The 18,816-nt window shown below is 69.5% G+C and carries 16 protein-coding genes and 7 pseudogenes; 9 read left to right on the top strand and 14 right to left on the bottom strand.

The annotated features are described in order from the left end of the window. Positions 1-5 precede the first annotated feature (5 nt). Genes ACIOC0_RS17220 through ACIOC0_RS17205 form a run of 4 tightly spaced genes read left to right on the top strand, consistent with a single transcriptional unit; the run spans position 6 to position 2,942 of the window. A complete protein-coding gene (locus tag ACIOC0_RS17220) occupies positions 6-782 on the top strand; it encodes a tyrosine-protein phosphatase (RefSeq protein WP_402155799.1) in 777 nt (258 codons plus the stop codon). After that, entirely contained in the window at positions 779-1,831 is a 1,053-nt protein-coding gene (locus tag ACIOC0_RS17215; protein ID WP_402155798.1) for a GNAT family N-acetyltransferase, read from the top strand. Before ACIOC0_RS17220 ends, ACIOC0_RS17215 begins: the two co-directional genes overlap by 4 nt. Then, positions 1,828-2,319: a hypothetical protein gene (locus ACIOC0_RS17210; RefSeq protein WP_402155797.1), complete on the top strand. Its 492-nt coding sequence runs from the start codon at positions 1,828-1,830 to the stop codon at positions 2,317-2,319. Before ACIOC0_RS17215 ends, ACIOC0_RS17210 begins: the two co-directional genes overlap by 4 nt. Further along, complete coding sequence (locus ACIOC0_RS17205) at positions 2,316-2,942, top strand: 2OG-Fe(II) oxygenase (RefSeq protein WP_402155796.1); 627 nt, start codon at positions 2,316-2,318, stop codon at positions 2,940-2,942. The genes ACIOC0_RS17210 and ACIOC0_RS17205 overlap by 4 nt, the downstream gene beginning before the upstream one ends. A 63-nt stretch (positions 2,943-3,005) precedes the next feature. Here ACIOC0_RS17205 and ACIOC0_RS17200 read toward each other — a convergent pair whose 3' ends face one another. The 4 genes from ACIOC0_RS17200 to ACIOC0_RS17185 all read right to left on the bottom strand — a co-directional run bounded on the left by ACIOC0_RS17200 (position 3,006) and on the right by ACIOC0_RS17185 (position 4,667). Next, positions 3,006-3,458, bottom strand: a complete 453-nt coding sequence (locus ACIOC0_RS17200) for a nucleoside-diphosphate kinase (RefSeq protein ID WP_402155795.1) — start codon at positions 3,456-3,458, stop codon at positions 3,006-3,008. An 11-nt stretch (positions 3,459-3,469) separates the two neighbouring features. Then, a complete protein-coding gene (locus tag ACIOC0_RS17195; RefSeq protein ID WP_402155794.1) occupies positions 3,470-4,228 on the bottom strand; it encodes an IclR family transcriptional regulator in 759 nt (252 codons plus the stop codon). Positions 4,229-4,282: 54 nt separating this feature from the next. Beyond that, positions 4,283-4,402: a 3-oxoacyl-[acyl-carrier-protein] synthase III C-terminal domain-containing protein gene (locus tag ACIOC0_RS17190; RefSeq protein ID WP_402155793.1), complete on the bottom strand. Its 120-nt coding sequence runs from the start codon at positions 4,400-4,402 to the stop codon at positions 4,283-4,285. Between the two features lie 121 nt (positions 4,403-4,523). After that, a complete protein-coding gene (locus ACIOC0_RS17185) occupies positions 4,524-4,667 on the bottom strand; it encodes a hypothetical protein (protein ID WP_402155792.1) in 144 nt (47 codons plus the stop codon). 747 nt (positions 4,668-5,414) lie between these two features. Between ACIOC0_RS17185 and ACIOC0_RS17180 the strand changes: the two genes are divergently transcribed. Then, positions 5,415-5,543, top strand: a complete 129-nt coding sequence (locus tag ACIOC0_RS17180) for a hypothetical protein (RefSeq protein WP_402155791.1) — start codon at positions 5,415-5,417, stop codon at positions 5,541-5,543. 790 nt (positions 5,544-6,333) lie between these two features. On the opposite strand, the gene ACIOC0_RS17175 is transcribed toward ACIOC0_RS17180, so the two are convergent. From ACIOC0_RS17175 to ACIOC0_RS17165, 3 genes and pseudogenes are all read right to left on the bottom strand, one after another. Then, positions 6,334-6,606 (bottom strand): hypothetical protein, encoded by a 273-nt coding sequence (locus tag ACIOC0_RS17175; RefSeq protein WP_402155977.1) that lies wholly within the window; start codon positions 6,604-6,606, stop codon positions 6,334-6,336. A 175-nt stretch (positions 6,607-6,781) separates the two neighbouring features. Continuing rightward, positions 6,782-6,961: pseudogene (locus ACIOC0_RS17170) on the bottom strand (GHMP kinase); the annotation flags it as partial. Between the two features lie 366 nt (positions 6,962-7,327). Continuing rightward, complete coding sequence (locus tag ACIOC0_RS17165) at positions 7,328-7,474, bottom strand: MbtH family NRPS accessory protein (RefSeq protein WP_402155790.1); 147 nt, start codon at positions 7,472-7,474, stop codon at positions 7,328-7,330. A gap of 944 nt (positions 7,475-8,418) precedes the next feature. Here ACIOC0_RS17165 and ACIOC0_RS17160 point away from each other — a divergent pair. The 3 genes and pseudogenes from ACIOC0_RS17160 to ACIOC0_RS17150 all read left to right on the top strand — a co-directional run. Further along, positions 8,419-9,066, top strand: coding sequence for an IS3 family transposase (locus tag ACIOC0_RS17160; RefSeq protein WP_402155789.1), 648 nt, complete (start codon positions 8,419-8,421; stop codon positions 9,064-9,066). A gap of 95 nt (positions 9,067-9,161) precedes the next feature. Further along, the gene (locus ACIOC0_RS17155) at positions 9,162-11,552 is read left to right on the top strand and encodes an Orn/Lys/Arg decarboxylase N-terminal domain-containing protein (protein WP_402155788.1); all 2,391 of its coding nucleotides are present in this window, start codon (positions 9,162-9,164) and stop codon (positions 11,550-11,552) included. A gap of 343 nt (positions 11,553-11,895) precedes the next feature. Then, positions 11,896-12,057, top strand: a pseudogene (locus ACIOC0_RS17150) (transposase); the annotation flags it as partial. Here ACIOC0_RS17150 and ACIOC0_RS17145 read toward each other — a convergent pair. From ACIOC0_RS17145 to ACIOC0_RS17135, 3 genes and pseudogenes are all read right to left on the bottom strand, one after another. Beyond that, positions 12,033-12,206 carry a hypothetical protein gene (locus ACIOC0_RS17145; RefSeq protein WP_402155787.1) on the bottom strand — a complete coding sequence of 58 codons (174 nt, stop codon included), beginning with the start codon at positions 12,204-12,206 and terminating at the stop codon, positions 12,033-12,035. The pseudogene ACIOC0_RS17150 and the gene ACIOC0_RS17145 overlap by 25 nt on opposite strands. A 1,006-nt stretch (positions 12,207-13,212) precedes the next feature. Further along, positions 13,213-14,376 (bottom strand): beta-propeller fold lactonase family protein, encoded by a 1,164-nt coding sequence (locus tag ACIOC0_RS17140; protein WP_402155786.1) that lies wholly within the window; start codon positions 14,374-14,376, stop codon positions 13,213-13,215. A 759-nt stretch (positions 14,377-15,135) separates the two neighbouring features. Further along, positions 15,136-15,282: pseudogene (locus ACIOC0_RS17135) on the bottom strand (VOC family protein); the annotation flags it as partial. A 31-nt stretch (positions 15,283-15,313) separates the two neighbouring features. Here ACIOC0_RS17135 and ACIOC0_RS17130 point away from each other — a divergent pair. Next, positions 15,314-15,945, top strand: a pseudogene (locus tag ACIOC0_RS17130) (IS5 family transposase); the annotation flags it as partial. Here ACIOC0_RS17130 and ACIOC0_RS17125 read toward each other — a convergent pair. The 4 genes and pseudogenes from ACIOC0_RS17125 to ACIOC0_RS17110 all read right to left on the bottom strand — a co-directional run. Beyond that, positions 15,940-16,119 (bottom strand): annotated as a pseudogene (locus tag ACIOC0_RS17125) (IS256 family transposase); the annotation flags it as partial. The pseudogenes ACIOC0_RS17130 and ACIOC0_RS17125 sit on opposite strands and share 6 nt — an antisense overlap. Positions 16,120-16,376: 257 nt before the next feature. Continuing rightward, positions 16,377-16,601 (bottom strand): annotated as a pseudogene (locus tag ACIOC0_RS17120) (IS5/IS1182 family transposase); the annotation flags it as partial. Positions 16,602-16,861: 260 nt separating this feature from the next. Further along, a pseudogene (locus tag ACIOC0_RS17115) lies at positions 16,862-17,727 on the bottom strand (NAD(P)-dependent oxidoreductase). A 190-nt stretch (positions 17,728-17,917) separates the two neighbouring features. Further along, entirely contained in the window at positions 17,918-18,781 is an 864-nt protein-coding gene (locus ACIOC0_RS17110) for an NAD(P)-dependent oxidoreductase (RefSeq protein WP_402155785.1), read from the bottom strand. Positions 18,782-18,816: the final 35 nt, after the last annotated feature.

The raw sequence follows: 18,816 nt of genomic DNA, 5'->3' as shown, positions 1-18,816 counted from the left end.
GCGCCGTGTCCTCCGCACCGGGTGTCAACTACCGCATGCCGCGGGCGTCCGGCCTGCGGCATGGCATTCTGCACCGGTCCGGTGACCTGACAGCGATCACGGCGGAGGAGGCCGGCGTCCTCGTGGCACGGCACGGCCTGGCCTCGGTACTGGACCTGCGCTCGGACGCCGAGGTGGAACGTTACGGACCGCCGAGCGGACTGCTCGCCCACGGCGTGCGCTGGCTGCGCGCACCGCTCACCGGGTACCCGCGTGACACCATCGCCGCGCGGCGGCCCGGTGTGGGCGACCGCACGCGTTACCTGCACGGCATCCTGACCGAAGCGGCACCCGGCACTTGGCCGCGCCTGTTCCGGACGCTCGCCGGGGCGGCGGACCGCCCGTTCCTGCTGAGCTGCCACTTCGGCAAGGACCGCACCGGTGTGGTGGTGGCCACCCTGCTGGCGCTGGTCGACGCGCCCCCGCACGAGATCGCCGCCGACTACGCCGCCGGCATGGCCGACCTGATCGCCAAGGCCGACCGCTTCCGGGACAAGTGGCTGCGGCGCGGCCACACCCGCGAGGACTACCTCTCCCGGCTGCACACCTCGCCGGTGACGATGGAGCGCTGGCTGGCGGAGGTGACCGCTCGTCACGGGGGTGTGGAGGGAGCGATGGAGACGCTGGGCGTTGCTGCTGACGACGTGTCGCGGGTGCGCCGGCTGCTGGCCGCTGAGGCACCCGCGGTCGTGTATCCCGGGCAACCGGCCGGTGCCGGCGACGTACCGGAGGGCCTTCGATGAGCGTGTACGCACCGGGGGACGGCGTCCGGGTGCGGACGCCGGTGCCGGACGAACTGTGGCACGAGATGCTCGCCGAGTCCGACCATGACGTGCTGCCGAGCCAGACCCCGGAATGGCGAGCGGCCGTGTGCGCGCACGGCTGGCGGGACGCGACGCGCCTCTACACCTGGCCCGACGGCACCAGATTGCTGGTGCCTATGGTGCGGTCGACCGCCGAAGCCCGTGCGGAGTACGCGTCGTGGCCGGTGGGATGGGGCGTGGGCGGGGTGCTCGGGGCTCACGACGCGGTCACTCCCGACCGCGCACGGGCCGTGCTGCGCGACCTGGCGGCCCTGCCCGCGGAGCGGGTCTACCTGCGCCCGCATCCGACGTCGACGGCGATGTGGGACGCGCTCGTTCCGCCGGGCACCCGGCGCAACCCGCGGATGACGCAGATCCTCGACTTGGAGGGCGGCTTCGACCACGTGTGGCGGCACCGTTTCAAGGGCAAGCTGCGCTCCGCCGTGCGGCGGGCCGAACGGGCGGGCCTGACGGTCGAACACGACGGCACGGGCCGGCTCCTCCCTGAGTTCGACCGGCTCTTCGAGCTGTCGCTCGACCGGTGGGACCGCCAGTCGGACGAGCCGGCGGGAGAAGTGCGCCGGCGGGTGCGGGCGAAGAACCCACCGACGAAGTTCACCGCCGTCGCCGCCCACTTGGGCGAGAACTGCCGTGTCTGGCTGGCCCGCCACGACGGCCGGGCGGCTGCGGCGGTGGTGGCGCTCTACCAGGGGCCGTACGTCGTCTACTGGCAGGGGGCCATGGACAAGGCGCGGGCGGCGCCCACCTATGCGGCGCCGTACCTGCTGCACCTGGTCATCGAGGACGCCTGCGCACAGGGTGCCCGGGCGCTCCACATGGGTGACACATACCCCGGCACGTCGGTCACCCGTTTCAAGACGGCCTTCGGCCCGGACGAGTACCACACGGCCGGCTACTGGATACCCGGGGCTGCCGCCGGCGGACGAGCGCCGGTACAGCACGAGAGGGAAGGCATGAAGAGCTCATGAAGGACCGTCACTGGAGGACCCGTTACCGCGTCGGCGCGTACGAGGTGTGGGGCACCTCGCTGGACAGTGAGGAACGCCGCCGGCGCGCGCCGTCCGCCCAGCCGGCCGACATCGGCCTCTATCTCGACGAGCGCTGGCGCGGCGAGACGGACGCCCGTACTCCGTACTTCGTGTACTGGCCCACGCTGGAGGCGCCGGTGGAGAGGTCGCTGCTGGTGAGGCGGATCAAGGAGGCCGCCGTCGCGTTGGAGGGAGGAGCCACGGTGGAGGTGGCCTGCTTCGGCGGACACGGACGCACGGGCACCGTGCTGTCCTGCCTGGACATGGTCCTGGGCGGGGCGACGGCAGAGGCCGCCCTGGAGAGGATCCGACGCGAGTACTGCCGTTACGCCGTGGGGTCGCCCGATCTCCAGAGCTTCCTCTTCGACGTCGAGAAGGAACTGGGGCCCCGGGCCCACGGGTCGCTGCGTGCCGGGGAGGTCCGTTGAGCACATCCCTGGTCTCCTTCGGCAGCACGACGACCGAGGACGCCCCGTTCCGCTGGTACCACGTCCGGGACACCTTCGCTCCCGCCGAGGCGGAGGCGCTGCGTGAGACGTTTCCCCGGGACGGGTTCCGGATGGTCGCGCGCACTGGTATGGACAAGTCGTACGCGATGTACCACCGCTCGTTGCATTCCGTGGGCGACGGGGAGGCGGACCTCGTCGGGCTCGCCGAGCCTTGGCGGCGCTTCGTCGCCGAGGTCACGGGACCGGCCTACCGGGCGGCCGTCGCCGAACTGACGGGCCTGCCGGTCGAAGACGCATCCGTCGAGGTGAACGTCTGGCGCTACGGCGCGAGTTGCTGGCTGGACCCACATGTCGACAAGCCGGAGAAACTGGCCACGCACGTCCTGTACTTCAACCGTGCGTGGCCCGCGGGCCGGGGCGGCGATCTGCTGCTGCTGGGTTCCTCGTCCGGTGACGACGTGGTCCGGCGGGTCACTCCGGTGGCCAACACCGGTGTCCTCCTCGTACGCGGAGAGAACAGTTGGCACGCCGTGGAGCGGGTGAGTGGCGGGGCGGACGGTCCCGAACGGCTGTCCGCTCAGGTGATCTTCCACCGTGCGTGAAGGTCGACGCCGCTGCGGGCCTGCGGGTGGGGCGGGGGCGGCCGGGAGGGCCGCCCCACACTGTCAGCAGGGTCGTACGAGGGGACCGAACACAGACCGCTCGTGGTTCCGTTCGCCGCGTGTCTCCGGACAATGGGCGACATTGCGCCGATCGTCTGTGCCGAACCGGCGGCGTACGTCCTGCTTGACGCGGCGAGTTCGGCGCAGCGCGTCGTCCCCCACGACGGCCAGCAGCAGCATGGGCCCCTCACAGAGGTAGGCGAGCGTGAGCGGGCCGTCCGGCTCGTTCAGCTTCTCCGGGTACCAGCGCGTCGCCTGGGCCGGGGTCAGCCGGAGGTGGCCGACAGGTTCGACGGTCAGTCCCGCTTGCCGCAGCGCCCGGACCACCTCCGGGGCCAGGCCGCGGCTGACGCCGTCCGGCTTGACCAGCACATGGGTGTCCCGGGCGATGTCGCAGGGTGCCGGCCGCCCGCGGTGCGTCCGGTGCCCGATGACGGACGCGAGGAAGCGCTGCATGGACCGGCTCCTCACGCCACGGGAACCAGACCGGAGGCGCTGTGAACGGCCCGTGAGAGCCCCGCCCCGGCGGCCCGCAGGTGCGCGGCCGTGCGGACCGGGTGCGTCCGCACGGGCACCCCCGCGGTGGCGAGCACGGCGATCAGGGCACCCGAGGCGTCCAGCACAGGCACGGCGATCGCCCCGGCCTCCGATCCGCACTGGCCGATCGCGAAGCCCTGCTCCGCAACCCTGGCCAGTTCTTCGGGCGACGGTTCGCGAGCGGCTCGGCGAGGTCCGCGCCGCTCGGCCGGGCCCGTCCCGGCGGGCGCGAGCCGGGGGTGGTGGACTCGCAGGACCTTCGCCGCTGCGCACGCCGCCGCCTCGCTCTCCGCCGGGGAGCCGACGGCTGGGTCGGCCCCCCGGCCGCCGCGCACCCCGTCCGCCAGGACCGGGTCGAGGCCGTTCGGGAGGAACAGGAACACGCTCTGCCGGGTGCGGTCGTGCATCCTCTTCAGGTGCGGATGCGCCAGTTCGCTCAGCATGCGTTGACGGGGCACGCGCGTGCCCAGCGTGAACAGACTGAGCCCGAGGCGCAGGCCCCTGTCCCCGCGTTCCAGCATGCCCGCGTCGACGAGTTCGGCGATCAGGCGGTGGGCGGTCGGCTTGGGCAGGTCGGCACGGCGCGCGAGTTCGGACAGGGCCAGCTCCGACTCCCCGGGACGGAAACAGTTCAGGATGGCGAGCCCCCGCGAGAGCATGGACCGCGCTGCGCGTGTCTGTCCGGTCAAGTGAGTGTCCTCCTGGTCGATGAGAGGGTGGTGGCGGGATGGTTGCGTCTTCGGTCAGCGGCTTTTGACGACCTGAGCGGCGTAGCCGAGGCCGGCGCCGAAGCCCTGCAGCGGAACCGGGCCCCCGGTCCGGATCCGGCCGGTGCCGATGAGCCGGGAAAGCGCCAGCGGCACGGAGGCGGCGGAGGTGTTGCCGCGCTCGGCGATGTCCCGGCCGACGGCCGCGCCGGGGCCACGAGGGCGGCGGCGGGGTGCTCGATCATGCGCAGGTTCGCCTGGTGGGTGGTGAAGCCCTTCAGGTCCGGCGAGACGCCGGCGTGACGGGCGACAAGCTGATCGTCACCGAGCGGTGGACGGCCTGCCCCTGCATGGTGACGCTGGTCTGCCGGTCGGGATCGGTGACGAGGCCGGTCCGGTCGCCGTCGCTTCCCCACACCACGGGGTGGAGCTCCACAAGGTCGGCCGCGACGACGACCGCCGCCCCCCTCGCCGTCGGTCATCTTCTCCGCGCCGTGGCGGCTCGTCCTGGCCCGTATGAGACCGCTGGTAACGCCGAGGGCGTAACAGAAGCCGGCGCAAGCAAAGTTCACGACGAGCCCGTCATGGCCGGATGCCCCAACCTGGGTGCGACGCCGGCCGCACCGTTCGGCATGGGAGAGGGCAGCGAGCAGGTGACGAGCACGAGGAGGTCGTGCCGGGCGACGGCCGGCGCTTTGCCGGCGGCCGACGCGGCCATGTCCACCACGGACTCGTCGGACTGGCGTACCGGCGACTGCGGACGCCCGCAGGGCGTTCTGGCCAGGGGCCGCTGGCACCGAGTCGCTTCGTTGCCGACGAGGCGGGACGACGGGCGGCATCCGGCGCCGACCGAGATACGGCTTCCGTCCGGCGGGCGTGGACACGGACACGTGTGATCTCCTCGACGAGGAAGGGTGGACCGTCATCAGCGGACGAGCAGCTCGGTGAGACCCCGAGTCGCCATGTCGGTCTTCCAGTTGAAGCTGTCGGGGCTTCGACGAGGCCGAGGCGCGGGACCCGTTCCACGAGCGACTGGATCACCGTGACCTTCTGAAGGCGTGCCAGGGGAGCCCTGAGGCAGCGGTGCACTCCGTGTCCGAAGGTGATATGACCGGTACGACGGCCCTGGCCCTCGTCGGCCGGTGCCGAGGTGCGGTGGGCACCGAAGATGACGACGACCGACTGGCCGGGCTCGATGGTCGGCCCGTCGATCTCGACGGGTTCGGTCGTCACGCGGGCGAAGTCGGCGAACACCGAAGGACTGATGCGGATGAGCTCCGCGACCAACGAGGGGTGAGGTCCGAATCTGTCCGCAGAACGGCTGCGAGGGACAGGTCGTGGAGCAGGCTGAGCGCGCAGGTGGTGAGCCGGCCGATGGTCGTCTGCAGGCGGCCATGGGCAGGGACAGGCAGGGCGTGATGAGTTCGCGGTTGGTCAGGCCCTCTCCGTGGTCCTTCACCTGCACCGGTGAACTGAGCAGGTCCTCCCCGGGGTTCTTCCGCTTCAGTGCGACCGGTCCGCTCATGTACCGGGGCAGGCCGAAGGTCTGTGCTCGGTTCGCCTCCTCGTCCCCGGTGAGGTCGAAGAGGACGGCCGCCCAGGAGCCGAACAGTTCGCGGGCCGCGGTCGGCACTCCCAGGATGTGGCACAGCACTTCGAGCGGGAGCGGCTGGGCCACCGTGGCGACGAAGTCGACCGGCGATCCCTGTTCCGAGAGCCTTTCCAGACATTCAGCCGCCGTTGTCCGCATGCACGGCTGGAATCCCACGCTGCTGAACCTCGTGTCGGCAGGCACTTCGCGTCCGAGCCGGTAGTCGTTCACAGCCCACATTCCGGTTCCGTTCGGCGCCGTTGCCCACTTGATCCTGACCGACTCCTCGAGCCGGAAAGCAGTGGGCAAGGGGCCGATCAGTAATATTCCGGGCACGGCTGAATCACGCTCGACCATGGAGTTTCTCCAAGACGGTGGGACGCGCCGGTCGGCGCGGGATGAGAGCGAGCTCTCCGTCAGTCGGTCCTGCCGATGAGCGGGCGAACCGATTCTGGTTGTTCCGCGCAATGCCGGCAGTCATCGATGCGGCTCGCGCTCAGCTCCTCTCGGCACGGGCGACGGCTTGTGAGTGGTCCGGAGCGGCAGCGTCGAAGAGGGCAGTTCCGATACGGCCGTTGTGCGCGATCTGCAGTCCGGCGGTGCCCGCGCTCTGGACCACGCCCACGAAGTCGTCGAAGCGCGGCACCGGGAGCAATCGCTGATTGATGCGGGCGCTTTCGGTGGCAACACCGCCGACGGCTGCCAGGTCGCTGGTCAGCGCCGCCAGACCCGGCTGGACGCCGCAGGTCGTCGAAACGGCACAGCTCATCGGGGTTGTGGCGGTCGGGTAGCAAGGAGAGCGAGCCAACCGGGCCGAGGCCGAGCGGGAAGCCCGTCACGGCGGCGGGCGGAAGCGCGGCACGCAAGGACTCGATGAGCCGGCCCTCGCGATGGAACGAAGAGCACCATCTCGTCGTACATGAGGGGATCGCCTCGGACTTGGCCTGAACCGCCAGCCGGGCCACCCTCGCGTGGCCAGGTTCCCCGCCGAAGGCGTAGCGCGCGGCCCGGACGGACGTCGCGACATCGCTGGTCGAGGACCCGAAGCCGAGGCTCACCTTGATGTTGCTCTCCACGGGGAGTACCCCTCGGAGCGGAGGAATCCCCAGGTCGGAGGCGGTCATCAGCGCAGCGCGGTGTGCCTTGGTCTTCCCGTCCGAGGTGACCGTCGGATCGGCCGCGCGCTCGTCGAGTCCGACTGTCGCCTCCGAGGTGAACAGCCGGTACGGGAGCGTGGTCAGCCATCGGCAGAGCCTGCCGCCGGACATGGTGAAGACGCCCTGGAGGAGTTCGCCGTGATGCCCCGGAGGCAACCCCGTGCCCCGCCGCCCGCCCCCCGGCGGACGTGCGGGTACTGCGTGTTCTGCGCCCTGACTCAACTGAATCCCCCGTTGTTGCCGTTACGCGGCGGCCACTGTCAGGCGTCGGGCCCGCCCATGGCCGACACCAGACTCGCCGGCCTCATGTCGGTCCAGGTGGCGGTGATGTGGTCAAGACAGCTCTGCCGATCCGAAGGACCGAAAAACGACGTTCCAGCCCGCCGGCGCATCTGCGAATACCGGCCGCAGAGGGTACTGCTTCTCATTGTTGACTACGTCCAGATACTGGGCGTCATCGAACTGGAAAGGGTCGCTCACTTCTCATCCCCCGTCCTGCGCATGGGCCTGGATGCTGGCATTCCGCCTCGAATACCACCGGGTCTGCCGACCGGCATCAGCGCGAGAAATACGGAATGTTCGTGCCGCGTTTGATTCCTATCAGGTCGCAGCTCGTTGTGTCCACGGTTGAATTTCCAGCCACCTTCCGCCATCCCGCTTCCATACTCCTCGTGATCACACTCCGAGCCATATGTCCACTTCAGCCACCTTCAGCGAGGCCGTCGAACACCGCAGAGTGGATCACCTGAGGTCGTACCGGCGCGTAACATGTGGCTGGCTCAAGACTTTCACCCGTGACCGCCGAGAGAGTGCTGCTAGTTTCGAAACCATCTTTCAGTTCGATTACATAGGATCGGCGGTGAACGGGGTCGCGGGGGGGTTATCGCGCACAGCACGAGCGCTCGGCAGAGCGTCTCGTGCCGGCTCTGCGCGCTCAGCCGATGAAAGGGTCACGGCATACGGCGGGTGCGACACCAGAACGCACGTCAAATTTTCTTCCCGCCCATTTCGCCGCTGTGCATGCTTCCCGGCGCCCCACCTGTACGTGACGCTCGGAGGAGGGTTTCGGGGAGGCGGCTGAACTGGTGTGTTGTTACTGAAGGCTGCCCCGTGACCGCTGGTTGCGGTAGGTGCCGGGCTGTTCCCTGTGCTGGGCGCCATTGAGCGGCGCGGGCATTGTCAGTGGGTGAGGGCACACTGACGGCACGAGCGCCTCCTCGTCCACCGCAGACGACGCGTCCCACACCTCTCCTGTCCGGGTGGAGTCGATGGGCGGACCTTCGATCGCCATGCCCGTCTCCGCTCTGGCTTCATAGCGCGGATGCACGGAGAGCGGGGTCATGGCGGGAGTGAAGCTTCCCCTTGATCGCGGACACCTGGAGACTGGGACCTGAGGTTCCGGAGGAAGTAGCACCAGTTCTGCTGTGCCGGGTGCTGAAGGTCGCCGCTCGTCCTACTACGCGTGGTGTGACGGCGAGGCCGCCCGCCGCGCCCGGGAAGCCGCGGACGACGCGCTCGCGCATGCGATCACGGTGCTGGCTGGCATCGCCTCCCGCCACACTTACGGTGTCCCGCGCATCCACGCCGAACTGCGACGCCTGGGGCAGCGGGTGAACCGCAAGCGCGTCGCCCGCGTGATGCGCGAGCGCGGCATCCGCGGCGTCACACGGCGCAAGCGCTGCTCGCTGACCCGGCCGGATGCGAAGGCGAAGCCGGCCCCGGACCTGATCGGCCGTGACTTCCACGCCGAGCGCCCCGGGATCAAGCTGGTCGGCGACATCACCTGCCTGCCCAACGCCGAGGGCTGGCTCTACCTCGCCTGCCGGCTGGACCTGGCCACCCGCGAGGTCGTCGGCTATGCCATGGCCGATCACCACCGAGCCGACCTCGTCGTCGACGCCCTGGACATGGCCCATGGACGGGGGAACCTGGAGCCGGGATGTGTGATCCACAGCGATCGCGGCAGCAGCCAGGCGGCACGCGCCCTGCACCGCAATCTGGCGGAGCTGCGTCGGCGCCACCCGTTCCTGATGAGCGAAAGTCAACGTCAGGACGGCGGGTTTCCGCCATAGCGGTGGTTTGCCGTCCCGGCCGCCGTTCTGCCCGGTGCGCCGCCAGGACACTGGCCGGGGCGGCCAAGGCGCCGCCGTGGAGGGCGGGAGAGCGCATGGCCGACAGCAGGATCCTGGTGGCGGTACCGGAACACCCTCGGGGCGAGGGCGCCGGGCCCCAGCAGTTACGGAAGATCCAGGACGCGATCGAGGCGGGCGGCTTCGAAGTCCGGTGGGCGGTAACGGCGGAGGACGCGGACGCGGTACTGCGTACCGAGGCTGGTCTGGCGGCGGCGCTGGTGGCCTGGGACCTTCCCAGGGCCGCCGGTGACGGGCCCGGCGCCGCGCTCGCCGCGCCAGGAGGCACACTCGACGGGAGCCCGGGCGGCGGCGCCGTGCTGCGCCGGATCGGCCGCCGATTCCGGGACCTGCCGGTCTTCTTGGTGATGGCCGACGAGGGCCTGGGGGACCTGCCGCTGTGGGTGTCCGAGTCTGTCGTGGGCTACATCTGGCCGCTGGAGGACACCCCGGGCTTCATCGCGGGCCGCATCACAACCGCCGCCCGTGCCTACCGGGAATCCGTGCTGCCGCCGTTCTTCCGGGCACTGCGCCGCTTCGACGACGCCCACGAATACTCCTGGCACACCCCGGCCCACTCCGGCGGTGTCGCCTTCCTCAAGTCGCCGGCGGGACGCGCCTTCCACGACTACTTCGGAGAGCGGCTGCTGCGCAGCGACCTGTCGATCTCGGTCGAGGAACTGGGCTCGCTGTTCGAGCACACCGGCCCGATCGGCGAGGCGGAGCGCAACGCCGCCCGTGTGTTCGGCTCCGACCTCACCTACTTCGTGCTGCACGGCGACTCCACATGCAACCGCCTGGTCGGCCATTTCAGCGTCACCCGCGACGAGATCGCGCTGGTGGACCGCAACTGCCACAAGTCCGTGCTGCACGGCCTGGTCGTCTCGGGCGCCCGGCCGGTCTACCTGGTCCCCACCCGCAACGGCTACGGCCTGGCGGGGCCGCTGCCCCCGGCCGAGATCGCCGCGGCCGCGGTGGCGGCCCGGATCGCTGCGCATCCGCTCACCGAGAGCGCGGTGTCTCCGCACCCGCAGTACGCGGTGTTCACCAACTCCACTTATGACGGCCTGAGTTACGACGCCGTAGCCACAGCTCGCGCGTTCGCCGCCAGTACGCCCCGGGTGCACTTCGACGAGGCGTGGTTCGCGTACGCCCGTTTCCATCCGCTCTACGCCGGCCGTTACGGCATGTCGGTGGACGAGGAGGTTTTCCCCGGCCCGGACCGCCCGACCGTGTTCGCCACCCAGTCCACGCACAAGCTGCTGGCGGCGCTGTCGCAGAGTGCGATGGTCCACGTGCGACCCGCACCGCGGGCACCGGTGGAGCATGACCGGTTCAACGAGGCGCTGATGATGCACGGCACCACCTCGCCCCTCTACCCGATGATTGCCTCGCTCGACGTGGCGACGGCGATGATGGACGGCCCGCAGGGCGAGTGGCTGATCGACGAGGCGGTGACCGAGGCGATCCGCTTCCGTCAGGAGATGGTGGGCCTGCGACGGCGAATCGAGAGCGCCGGGGACCGGCCGCCGTGGTTCTTCGGGGTGTGGCAGCCGGACACGGTCACCGACCCGGCGACCGGCGACCGGCTGCCGTTCGAGGAAGCCCCGCCGGAGCTGCTGCGCACCGAGCAGTCCTGCTGGCTGCTGGAGCCCGGCGCCGACTGGCACGGTTTCCCCGGGCTGACCGAGGGCCACTGCATGTTGGACCCCGTCAAGGTCACGCTGACCTGTCCGGGGATCAGCGCCACCGGCGAGATGGCCGATGAGGGCATCCCGGCCCGGGTGCTGACCGCCTATCTGGCCACCCGAAAGATTGTGGTGGAGAAGACCGACAGTTACACCACGCTGATCCTGTTCTCCATGGGCATCACCAAGGGCAAGTGGGGCACCCTGCTGGACGCCCTGACGGATTTCAAGGCCCTCTACGACGCCGACGCCCCACTGGAGCGGGTCCTGCCGGAGGCCGTCGCCGCGCACCCCCGCCGGTACGCGGGCCTGACCCTGCGCGGGCTGTGCCAGGAGATGCACGAGCAACTGCGCTCGGTGCGCTTGGTGGAACTTTTGGACACGGCTTTCCAGCAGCTCCCGCAGCCCGTGGCGCCACCTCAGCACTGTTACCAGCGGCTGGTGCGGGGTGACACCGAGCGGGTCCGGATCTCGGAGGCGGCGGGCCGGGTGGCGGCCGCCATGGTGACGGTCACCCCGCCTGGAATCCCGGTCCTGATGCCGGGCGAGTCCATCGGCGCCCCCGACGGCCCGCTGCTGCGCTATCTCACTGCCCTGGAGTCCTTCGACCGCCGCTTCCCCGGCTTCCGCAGCGAGACACACGGCGTGACCAACGATGAGGACACGGGCGACTACCTGATCGAATGCCTGACCCAGGGCGCGGGGCAGATGCCGGGGCACTCGCCCGGGCGTGCCGGTTAGGGCCTCTTGGGAAAGTGCTGGTCACAGCCACTCCTCCTTGCACCGGCCCGGGTCCGCCACTGTATGCCGTCCATCAGCTGCCGTCGAGTCAATACTGACGGACGGCCCGGCTTGATGCCCCGTGGCAACAACAGCTCCGGCTGGGCCCACTGGCCATTCGTCAGATCACCACGCCCCATGGAGCCTGATCATCGACGACCAAGATCCACTTTTCGCAGCAGACCCTAGTACTGCAACGGTGCTTGCCGTGACTGCTGACCAGCTCGGTCGTTGATGTGGTCATGGGTGGGGACCTTGCTGATGTCAGGTTGTGGTCCGATGAACTCGAGGCAGTGCATGAGCGGACGACCGGGAACGCTGCCGCCGGGCCGGCATCGACGACAGCGTCGCCTTCAAGACGAAGGCGCCCACGGCCAAGACGGTGGTCCCCCGGGCAATCGCCGACCAGATTCCGTTCGGGTGGGTGACGGCGGACGCCGCTCATGGCTTCAGCAAGGGCTGGCGGTCCAAACGGTGTACGCCCGCTTCCGCCGCTACGCGCTGAGCGGTTTCTTCGCCCAGGCCCTTCAGCAGATCCAGGCTCAAGCCGATGAGGCCGGCGACATCGACTGGCTCGTCCAGATCGACTCCACCATCCTGAGAGCTCACCAGCATGCCGCCGCTACCGGCCGAAGGGGGAGGCACGCACCGGACGATCAGGCCCTCGGTCGATCCCGCGGAGGCCTGACCACCGAGCTCCACCTCGCTTGCGACGGCCGCGGCAGACCCCTGGCTCTATCCAGCGTCGTCTCCGGCCGGCTCAACCGCGTGATGGCGGGCCTGGGCCGCGGGCTGAGCCGACGCCGCGCGGTCCTGCTCATGGGAGCGATGACCGCGGCGAACTGGGGCGGGTCCCGTAGGCGAAGGGGCTCCCGCTCCGGGCCAGGTACGCAGGTGCGCCTGTGGGCCGGTGCGGGAGCCCCGTCACATGTCACGGTGGGTCAGGAAACTGGCCCCCCGGCCGGGGGGACCGTCACCGTGGGCCCCCTGACAATGAGCGTGTCCGTCGGACCAGGGGGTCCTGAGGGTCCGGGCGGACCAGGGGGTCCGGAGGGTCCGGAGGGTCCGGAGGGACCAGGAGGTCCGGAGGGACCAGGAGGTCCGGAGGGTCCGGGAGATCCGGAGGGTCCGGGAGGTCCGGAGGGTCCGGAGGGACCAGGAGGTCCGGGAGGTCCGGAGGGGCCAGCAGGTCCGGGAGGTCCGGAGGAGCCGGGAGATCCGGGCGGTCCGGAGGGGCCGGGAGGTCCGGGCGGTCCAGGAGGTCCGGGCGGTCCAGGAGGTCCGGGAGGGCATGGCTTCCCGTGACCCGGCTTGCACCTGCCGGGGTCACCAGGCCGGGGCTTGCACGGGCCCCCGGTGCCCTTGGGGGGCGCCGTCGTGGCAGCGCGGCCATCCTCACCGCCCGGCACGGCGTCGGCCTGCGCAGCGGTGAAGCCGACGAGGGCGAGGGCCAGCGCCGCGACGGCGCTGCCGACCTGCCACCCACCCCCCCGCCGGGGTCGCGGTCCCAGCGGAGACCGCGACGTTGATGTGCTCTCAGAAGTCACGTTCTTTCTCTCCTGATCGTTCGGGCTCGGATGCCATCGAGCATGCGGTCTCCCGCCGTGGCACGGCCCGCGGCCTACGGTGTGTTGTCCGCGCACACCGCGTACGGGGTGAAGGTGATGTCCTCATCGCTCTCGTTCACGAGGGACACCTGCCACGAGTCGCCGACCGGCTTGCTCGTGAAGTCGCTCGGCGGGGGGCCGCTGATCTCGTGACCGCCGCCGGTGAGAACGCTGCCCGGCGGGCACTGGGCCGTCGACGAGGCGGGAACCTCAGCGGCTGCGACACCGAACGGGTTGCCGCCCACGCCGACCGTGGTGGTCACGGTGTCGCTCGTGGTGTTGATCACCGACACGTTGCCCGACAGGAAGTTGGTGACGTAGGCGAACGCGCCGTCCGGGGTGACCGCCACACCGACGGGGTTGTTGTTGACGGAAATGGTGGTGGTGACGGTTTCGGTGGCGGTGTTGATCACCGACACGTTGCCCGGGTTCCCCAGGTCGGGAACGTAGGCCTTGGCGCCGTTCGGGGTGAACGCCACGTCGCGGGGGTCGACCGTGGGAATGGGGATGTTGTTGGTCACCGTGTTGGTACCGGTGTCGATCACCGCCACCAGGTCCGAGTCCTGCACGGCGACGTAGAGCTTGGTGCCGTCCGGTGACACCGCCAGACCGATCGGGGTGGTGCCGACCGGGATGGTGGTGGTGACCGTGTTGGAGGCGGTGTTGATCACCGCGACATTGCCTGAACCGGCATTGCTCACGTACGCGGAGTTCCCGTTCAGGCTGAACGCCACGTCGACGGGGCTGCCCCCGACCGTGATGGTGGCGGTGACGGTGTTGGTGGTGGTGTCGATCACCGACACGGTGCCCGAGCTCTCGTTGGCGACGTAGACGCGGGAGCCGTCCGGGGTGACCGCCAACCCGTTGGGCGCGTCGTCGACGTCGATGGTGGCGACGACCGCGCGGGTGAAGGTGTTGATCACCGACACCGTGCCGGCCAGCAGGTTGCTGACGTAGGCACGGGTGCGGTCCGGGGAGATCGCCACACCGTTCGGCCCGTCGCCTACGTTGATGGTGCCGACGACCGTGTTGGTACTGGTGTCGATCACCGACACGGTGTCGGAACCCTGGTTGGCCACGAAGACGAAGGTTCCCGACTGCGCCGCCGCCGGAGCGGCCATGGAAAGCGGAGCGGCCAGCCCCGCCACCACGGCCGCCCCCGCCACCCAGGACCTCACGTGCAGCCACCACGAACGCCTCCGGCGTTTTTCCCTTCTCCGGGCGGTTGCCCGTGGAGGCACCCGCAGCACTGCGATATCCGACATGAAGACCTCCCGCCTGCACACCGGGGTGTGCTCAGGTGTTGAGAATCCCGGCGTCTCGCGGAACCCGATCGGGTCCTGGCCCACCAGCCCGCCGTCTGCGACGCTAAGCAGCGGGAAGGGCGGGCGAAAGCATCTGACATGCCCGATGGACCTGAACGAGCGACAACGACACCGGCGCGCACGACCATTCGGCGGATCGGGCTCGCACAGGAGGCACGCAGAGGCGAGCTCACGGGCGCCGAAGTGGTGTCGCCGTCCGCGCTGGCGCCGGCACCTGCTCGCCGCTGCACCACGGTGCCGCGGCGCGGGGCTACGTGATCTGATCGGATTCCACGCTGCTGATGCTCAGCACGGTGACCTGCTTTCCACTCGCCTTGTTTGTCCGTTTACCGGCTGGCTGGGATGGACGGGGCGAGACATAGGTTGCGTTCCGTCAGGATGTCAGGCGAGAAGGCGCAACACGTGGAGGCGGGCGTCCTCCCGGTTGCACCGGTGCACGAACCGCTCATGCGCCGCCTCGAGCTCATCCGACCACAACCTGACATCAGCAAGGTCCCCACCACAACCACACCAACGACCGACCTGGCCATCAGTCACGGCAAACACCGTTGCAGTACTAGTCCACACAACTCATGATGATCAACGGTGGCCGCACCTCTGCGGTGTCTCCGTTCAGTCCCGGACGAGACAGAACGGATGACCTGCCGGATCCGCGAAGATGCGCCAACTCCGCTTCCCGTCCCCCTCATCGAGCAGTGAGGCGCCCAGGTTGAGGACGTCTTCCTGGGCTCGGTCCATGTCCTTGACACCCAGGTCTAGGCAGTTTCGTTTGGATCAGTCGGTCGTTGGTCTGGTTGTGTCGTTGACCGACGCGCAGTGGGCGCGGATCGAGCCGTTATCCCCGGACCGGACACCGAAGCGGGGTGGCCGCTGGCGAGACCATCGTGAGGTGATCGATGCGATCGCCTTTAAGTTCCAGACCGGTACGCAGTGGGTCCACCTGCCGGAGAAGTACGGCAACTGGCGAGGTGTCTACAACCGGCTATGGATGTGGGCCGTCGACGGCACCTGGGAGCGGGTGTTCATCGCTCTGGTGGCACAGGCCGACGCGGACGAGGATCTCAACTGGGCCGTCTCGGTCGACTCCACGATCGTGCGAGCCCACCAGCACGCGGCCGGGGCACGCAAAAAGGGGCCCCGGCCGGCGAACCGGACGACCACGCCATCGGTCGGTCCCGCGGCGGACTGACCACAAAGATCCACCTCGCTGCGGATGCCCGCTGCCTGCCACTCGCGTTCGTTCTCACCGCCGGACAGGCTGGTGATGCACCTGCGTTCACCGACGTCATGGCCCCCCTACGCATTCCCCGCCGACGAGGACGACCTCGCACCAGGCCGGACCTGGTCCTGGCCGACAAGGCGTACTCCTCCCGCGCGATCCGCGAGCACCTTGGAGCGGTGCCCGTTGCGGTAGTTCTCCCTACCACCCTCGGCCCGCTCACCGGACTCGTGCCCCAGATGATCCGTGAGCTCGCCCTCCGGAGCGGACTCCAGTACCCGTTTGGTCAGCCGCTGCAGCAGGCCGCCCTCCCCGGTGAGCTTCACCCCGCCGGCCTGGGCCCGGGCAACCAGCTCGGCGACCAGCCCGTCATCCATGGCGCTCGCCGCACCCACAGCGGCCTCCCCGGCCACGGTGTCACTCGTCGCGCCAGTCATCAACTGTCGCTTCCAGCTCGGGAGTTACCCCGCTCACCGTGTCGGTGACGGTCTTGCGGGTAATCGCGAGGTGCTCCAGGTGCGTCTCTGCCTCACGCAGTCGGGTCTGCAGGTCGTCAATCTGTGCGCGGAGGCCGTCGGCCAGGGCCCGGGCGGCGTCTTCCTGGAGGTCCAGGGCGTCGAGCAGGGCTCGATGTTCACGCTGCCACCGCCTGCGCCCCGCGCCAGGTGGGGGCGTTCGCGCCGGTGAGGCGGCGGACCATGACGTGGGTCATCGCCCAGTAGACACGTGAGGCGGAGGAGGAGGGGCGGTGCTCGTAGTCGCGGACCAGACGCCGGTGCAGTATCAGGATCCCGTAGGTCTGCTCGACCCTCCACCGCTTCGGCTGGGGCACGAACCCCTTGACCTGCGGGTTGCGTTGGGGTCACCCAGCCCTGACACGCATACCGCAACCGAACTGCTGGACGGCCGCGCGTCAACTTCTCATGGTTGCCTCGGCATCGGCGGCGACTTGTGCCTTGGGTGCCTTGGGGAGGAGACGCGGTGAGCTGAAGGTGACTGGTTGCATGTGAGTCGAAGGGAGCCCCTGTCTCGTATCCACCTCGATCATCGTCGGAGCAAGCGGCTCCCTGGGACGCGTTCTGGCACAGCGACTCGCCGACCGCGGCGACACCGTCATCATCAGGTCTGTGGTGACAGACCGTCGTCCACTGGCACGTTCTCGGCTTCCGGCGTGATACCGGAGTTCCTGGCCTGCTCGAGGATCAAGGAGGCGAAGTCCTCTTCGAGATACCCCGCGCCGATGGCAGCCGCGACGAGCTGGGCGGTGGCGGCGGCGAGTGGCATCGGGACCTCCAGCTCGCGGGCGGCGGAGAGCCCCAGGTCGAAGTCTTTGCGCAGCAGCGGCATGGTGAACGTCGGCGTGAAGTCCAGGTTGACCAGCGCGGGCGACTTGTAGCGAGTGAAGACCGAGCCCATCACGGAGTCGTTGAGGAATTGCAGGAAGGCGGCACGGCTGACACCGCCCTTCTCCGCCAGGATGGTGATCTCGGCGAGCGACTGGGTGACGACGCCGAGAAAGACGTTGTGCGCGATCTTGACGAGACGGGCGACTTCGCCCTCGCCGACGTAGGTCACCCCGCGCCCCAGCAGCGCCAGCAACGGCTCAGCCTGACCGAACACCTGGGGCGAGCCAGAGACCGCGATCGTCAGCTTGCCTGCGGTGATCACCTTCGGGTTCCCGCTCACCGTGGCGGCCAGGAAGTCGGTCCCACGCTTGGCGGCTTCGTCCCGGATCAGCGCGGACACCTGGGTGGACACCGTGGAGCAGTCGATCAGCACCCCCGGCGCGGCATCCGGCGAGGTCAGCACACCGCCGGGGCCCGTGGTGACCGCTTCCAGGGCAGCCGAGGCGGTCACCATGGTGAAGACGACGTCCCGGTCGGCCAGATCTACCGGCCGGTCGACGATCGTCGCTCCCTGCTCAGCCAGTGGTTCGCCTTGGCGCGAGCCCTGTTGTAGACGGCGATGTCGTGCCCCGCATCCAGCAGCCGGGCAGCCAGCTGGAAGCCCATGCGGCCCACACCGATCCAGCCGATACGCGGGCGATTCTGGGCGGCGATCGTCATTTCTTTACCTCAATCCTGGAAGACGGCTCGACCGATGCGCCCCCGCAGCTGACCGGCCGGACGCGGTATACGACCTGCAAGCGCCGATGAGCAACGACCCGTAGGCGGACTACGACGGCGGCTTCCTGAGGTAATCGACGGCGGCGAGGTCGTCGTGGTCGTGGCCGGCTGCGACGGTTGCTTCCAGGCGGTCTCGGACGACCTGAAGCAGAGCGCTGGGGGCGGCGGCTGTCGCGGCCAGTTCGATGTCCTTCAAGGCGAGTTGCACCGCGAATCCGGGGGCGTATGAGGCGTCGTCCATGGCGCGCACCTTCTGCAACTCGTACGGCATGGCGAGCGGGCCCGCCTCAAGCACCCGGACGAACGTCGCGTGGTCGACACCGAGCGTGTCACACAGCGCGAGGACGTCGCTCATGGCGACCGTGGAGGCAGCCATCCAGGCGTTCACGGCAAGCTTGACGGCGTTTCCCTCGACCCCCGTCCCGACGTGGAGCACGGACGAGCCGAGATCGTCGAGCAGGGGGCGTGCCCGTGCAAGGACGTCCTCGGGGCCGGCAACCAGCCAGACAAGCTTGCCCTGGCGGGCGGGAGCGGTGCTTCCCGAGACCGGTGCGTCGAGGTACGCGACACTGTGATCACGCGCCAGGCCGGCCAACGCGTCGGCTTTCCGTGGGCCTACCGTGCTCGCCTGTACCCAGACGGCGACGTTGTCGAGCCGGCCGATGGCCTCTGACATGACCTCCGCGACCGCATCGCCGTCACGGAGCACCGTGAGGACGACGGACGCCCCGGAGACCGCATCGCCCACCGCGCTCACTGCCGTGACCCCGGTAGCCTGCTCCGCCACCGCACGGGCCCTCTCCTCCGTACGGTTCCACAGCCGAACCTCGTGGCCACTCTCTCCGAGCCGCATCGCCATCGCGGCGCCCAGCGCGCCTGCTCCGAGAACAGCGACGGTGGAAGCGTGAGACATGGAAGATCCCTTTCTGTTTCCCTTGCTCATCTTCC

Source organism: Streptomyces sp. NPDC088254, assembly GCF_044740925.1.
GTDB lineage: Bacteria > Actinomycetota > Actinomycetes > Streptomycetales > Streptomycetaceae > Streptomyces.
Note: the sequence above shows the minus strand (reverse complement) of the source record. Positions and strands in the feature narration are given on the sequence as shown.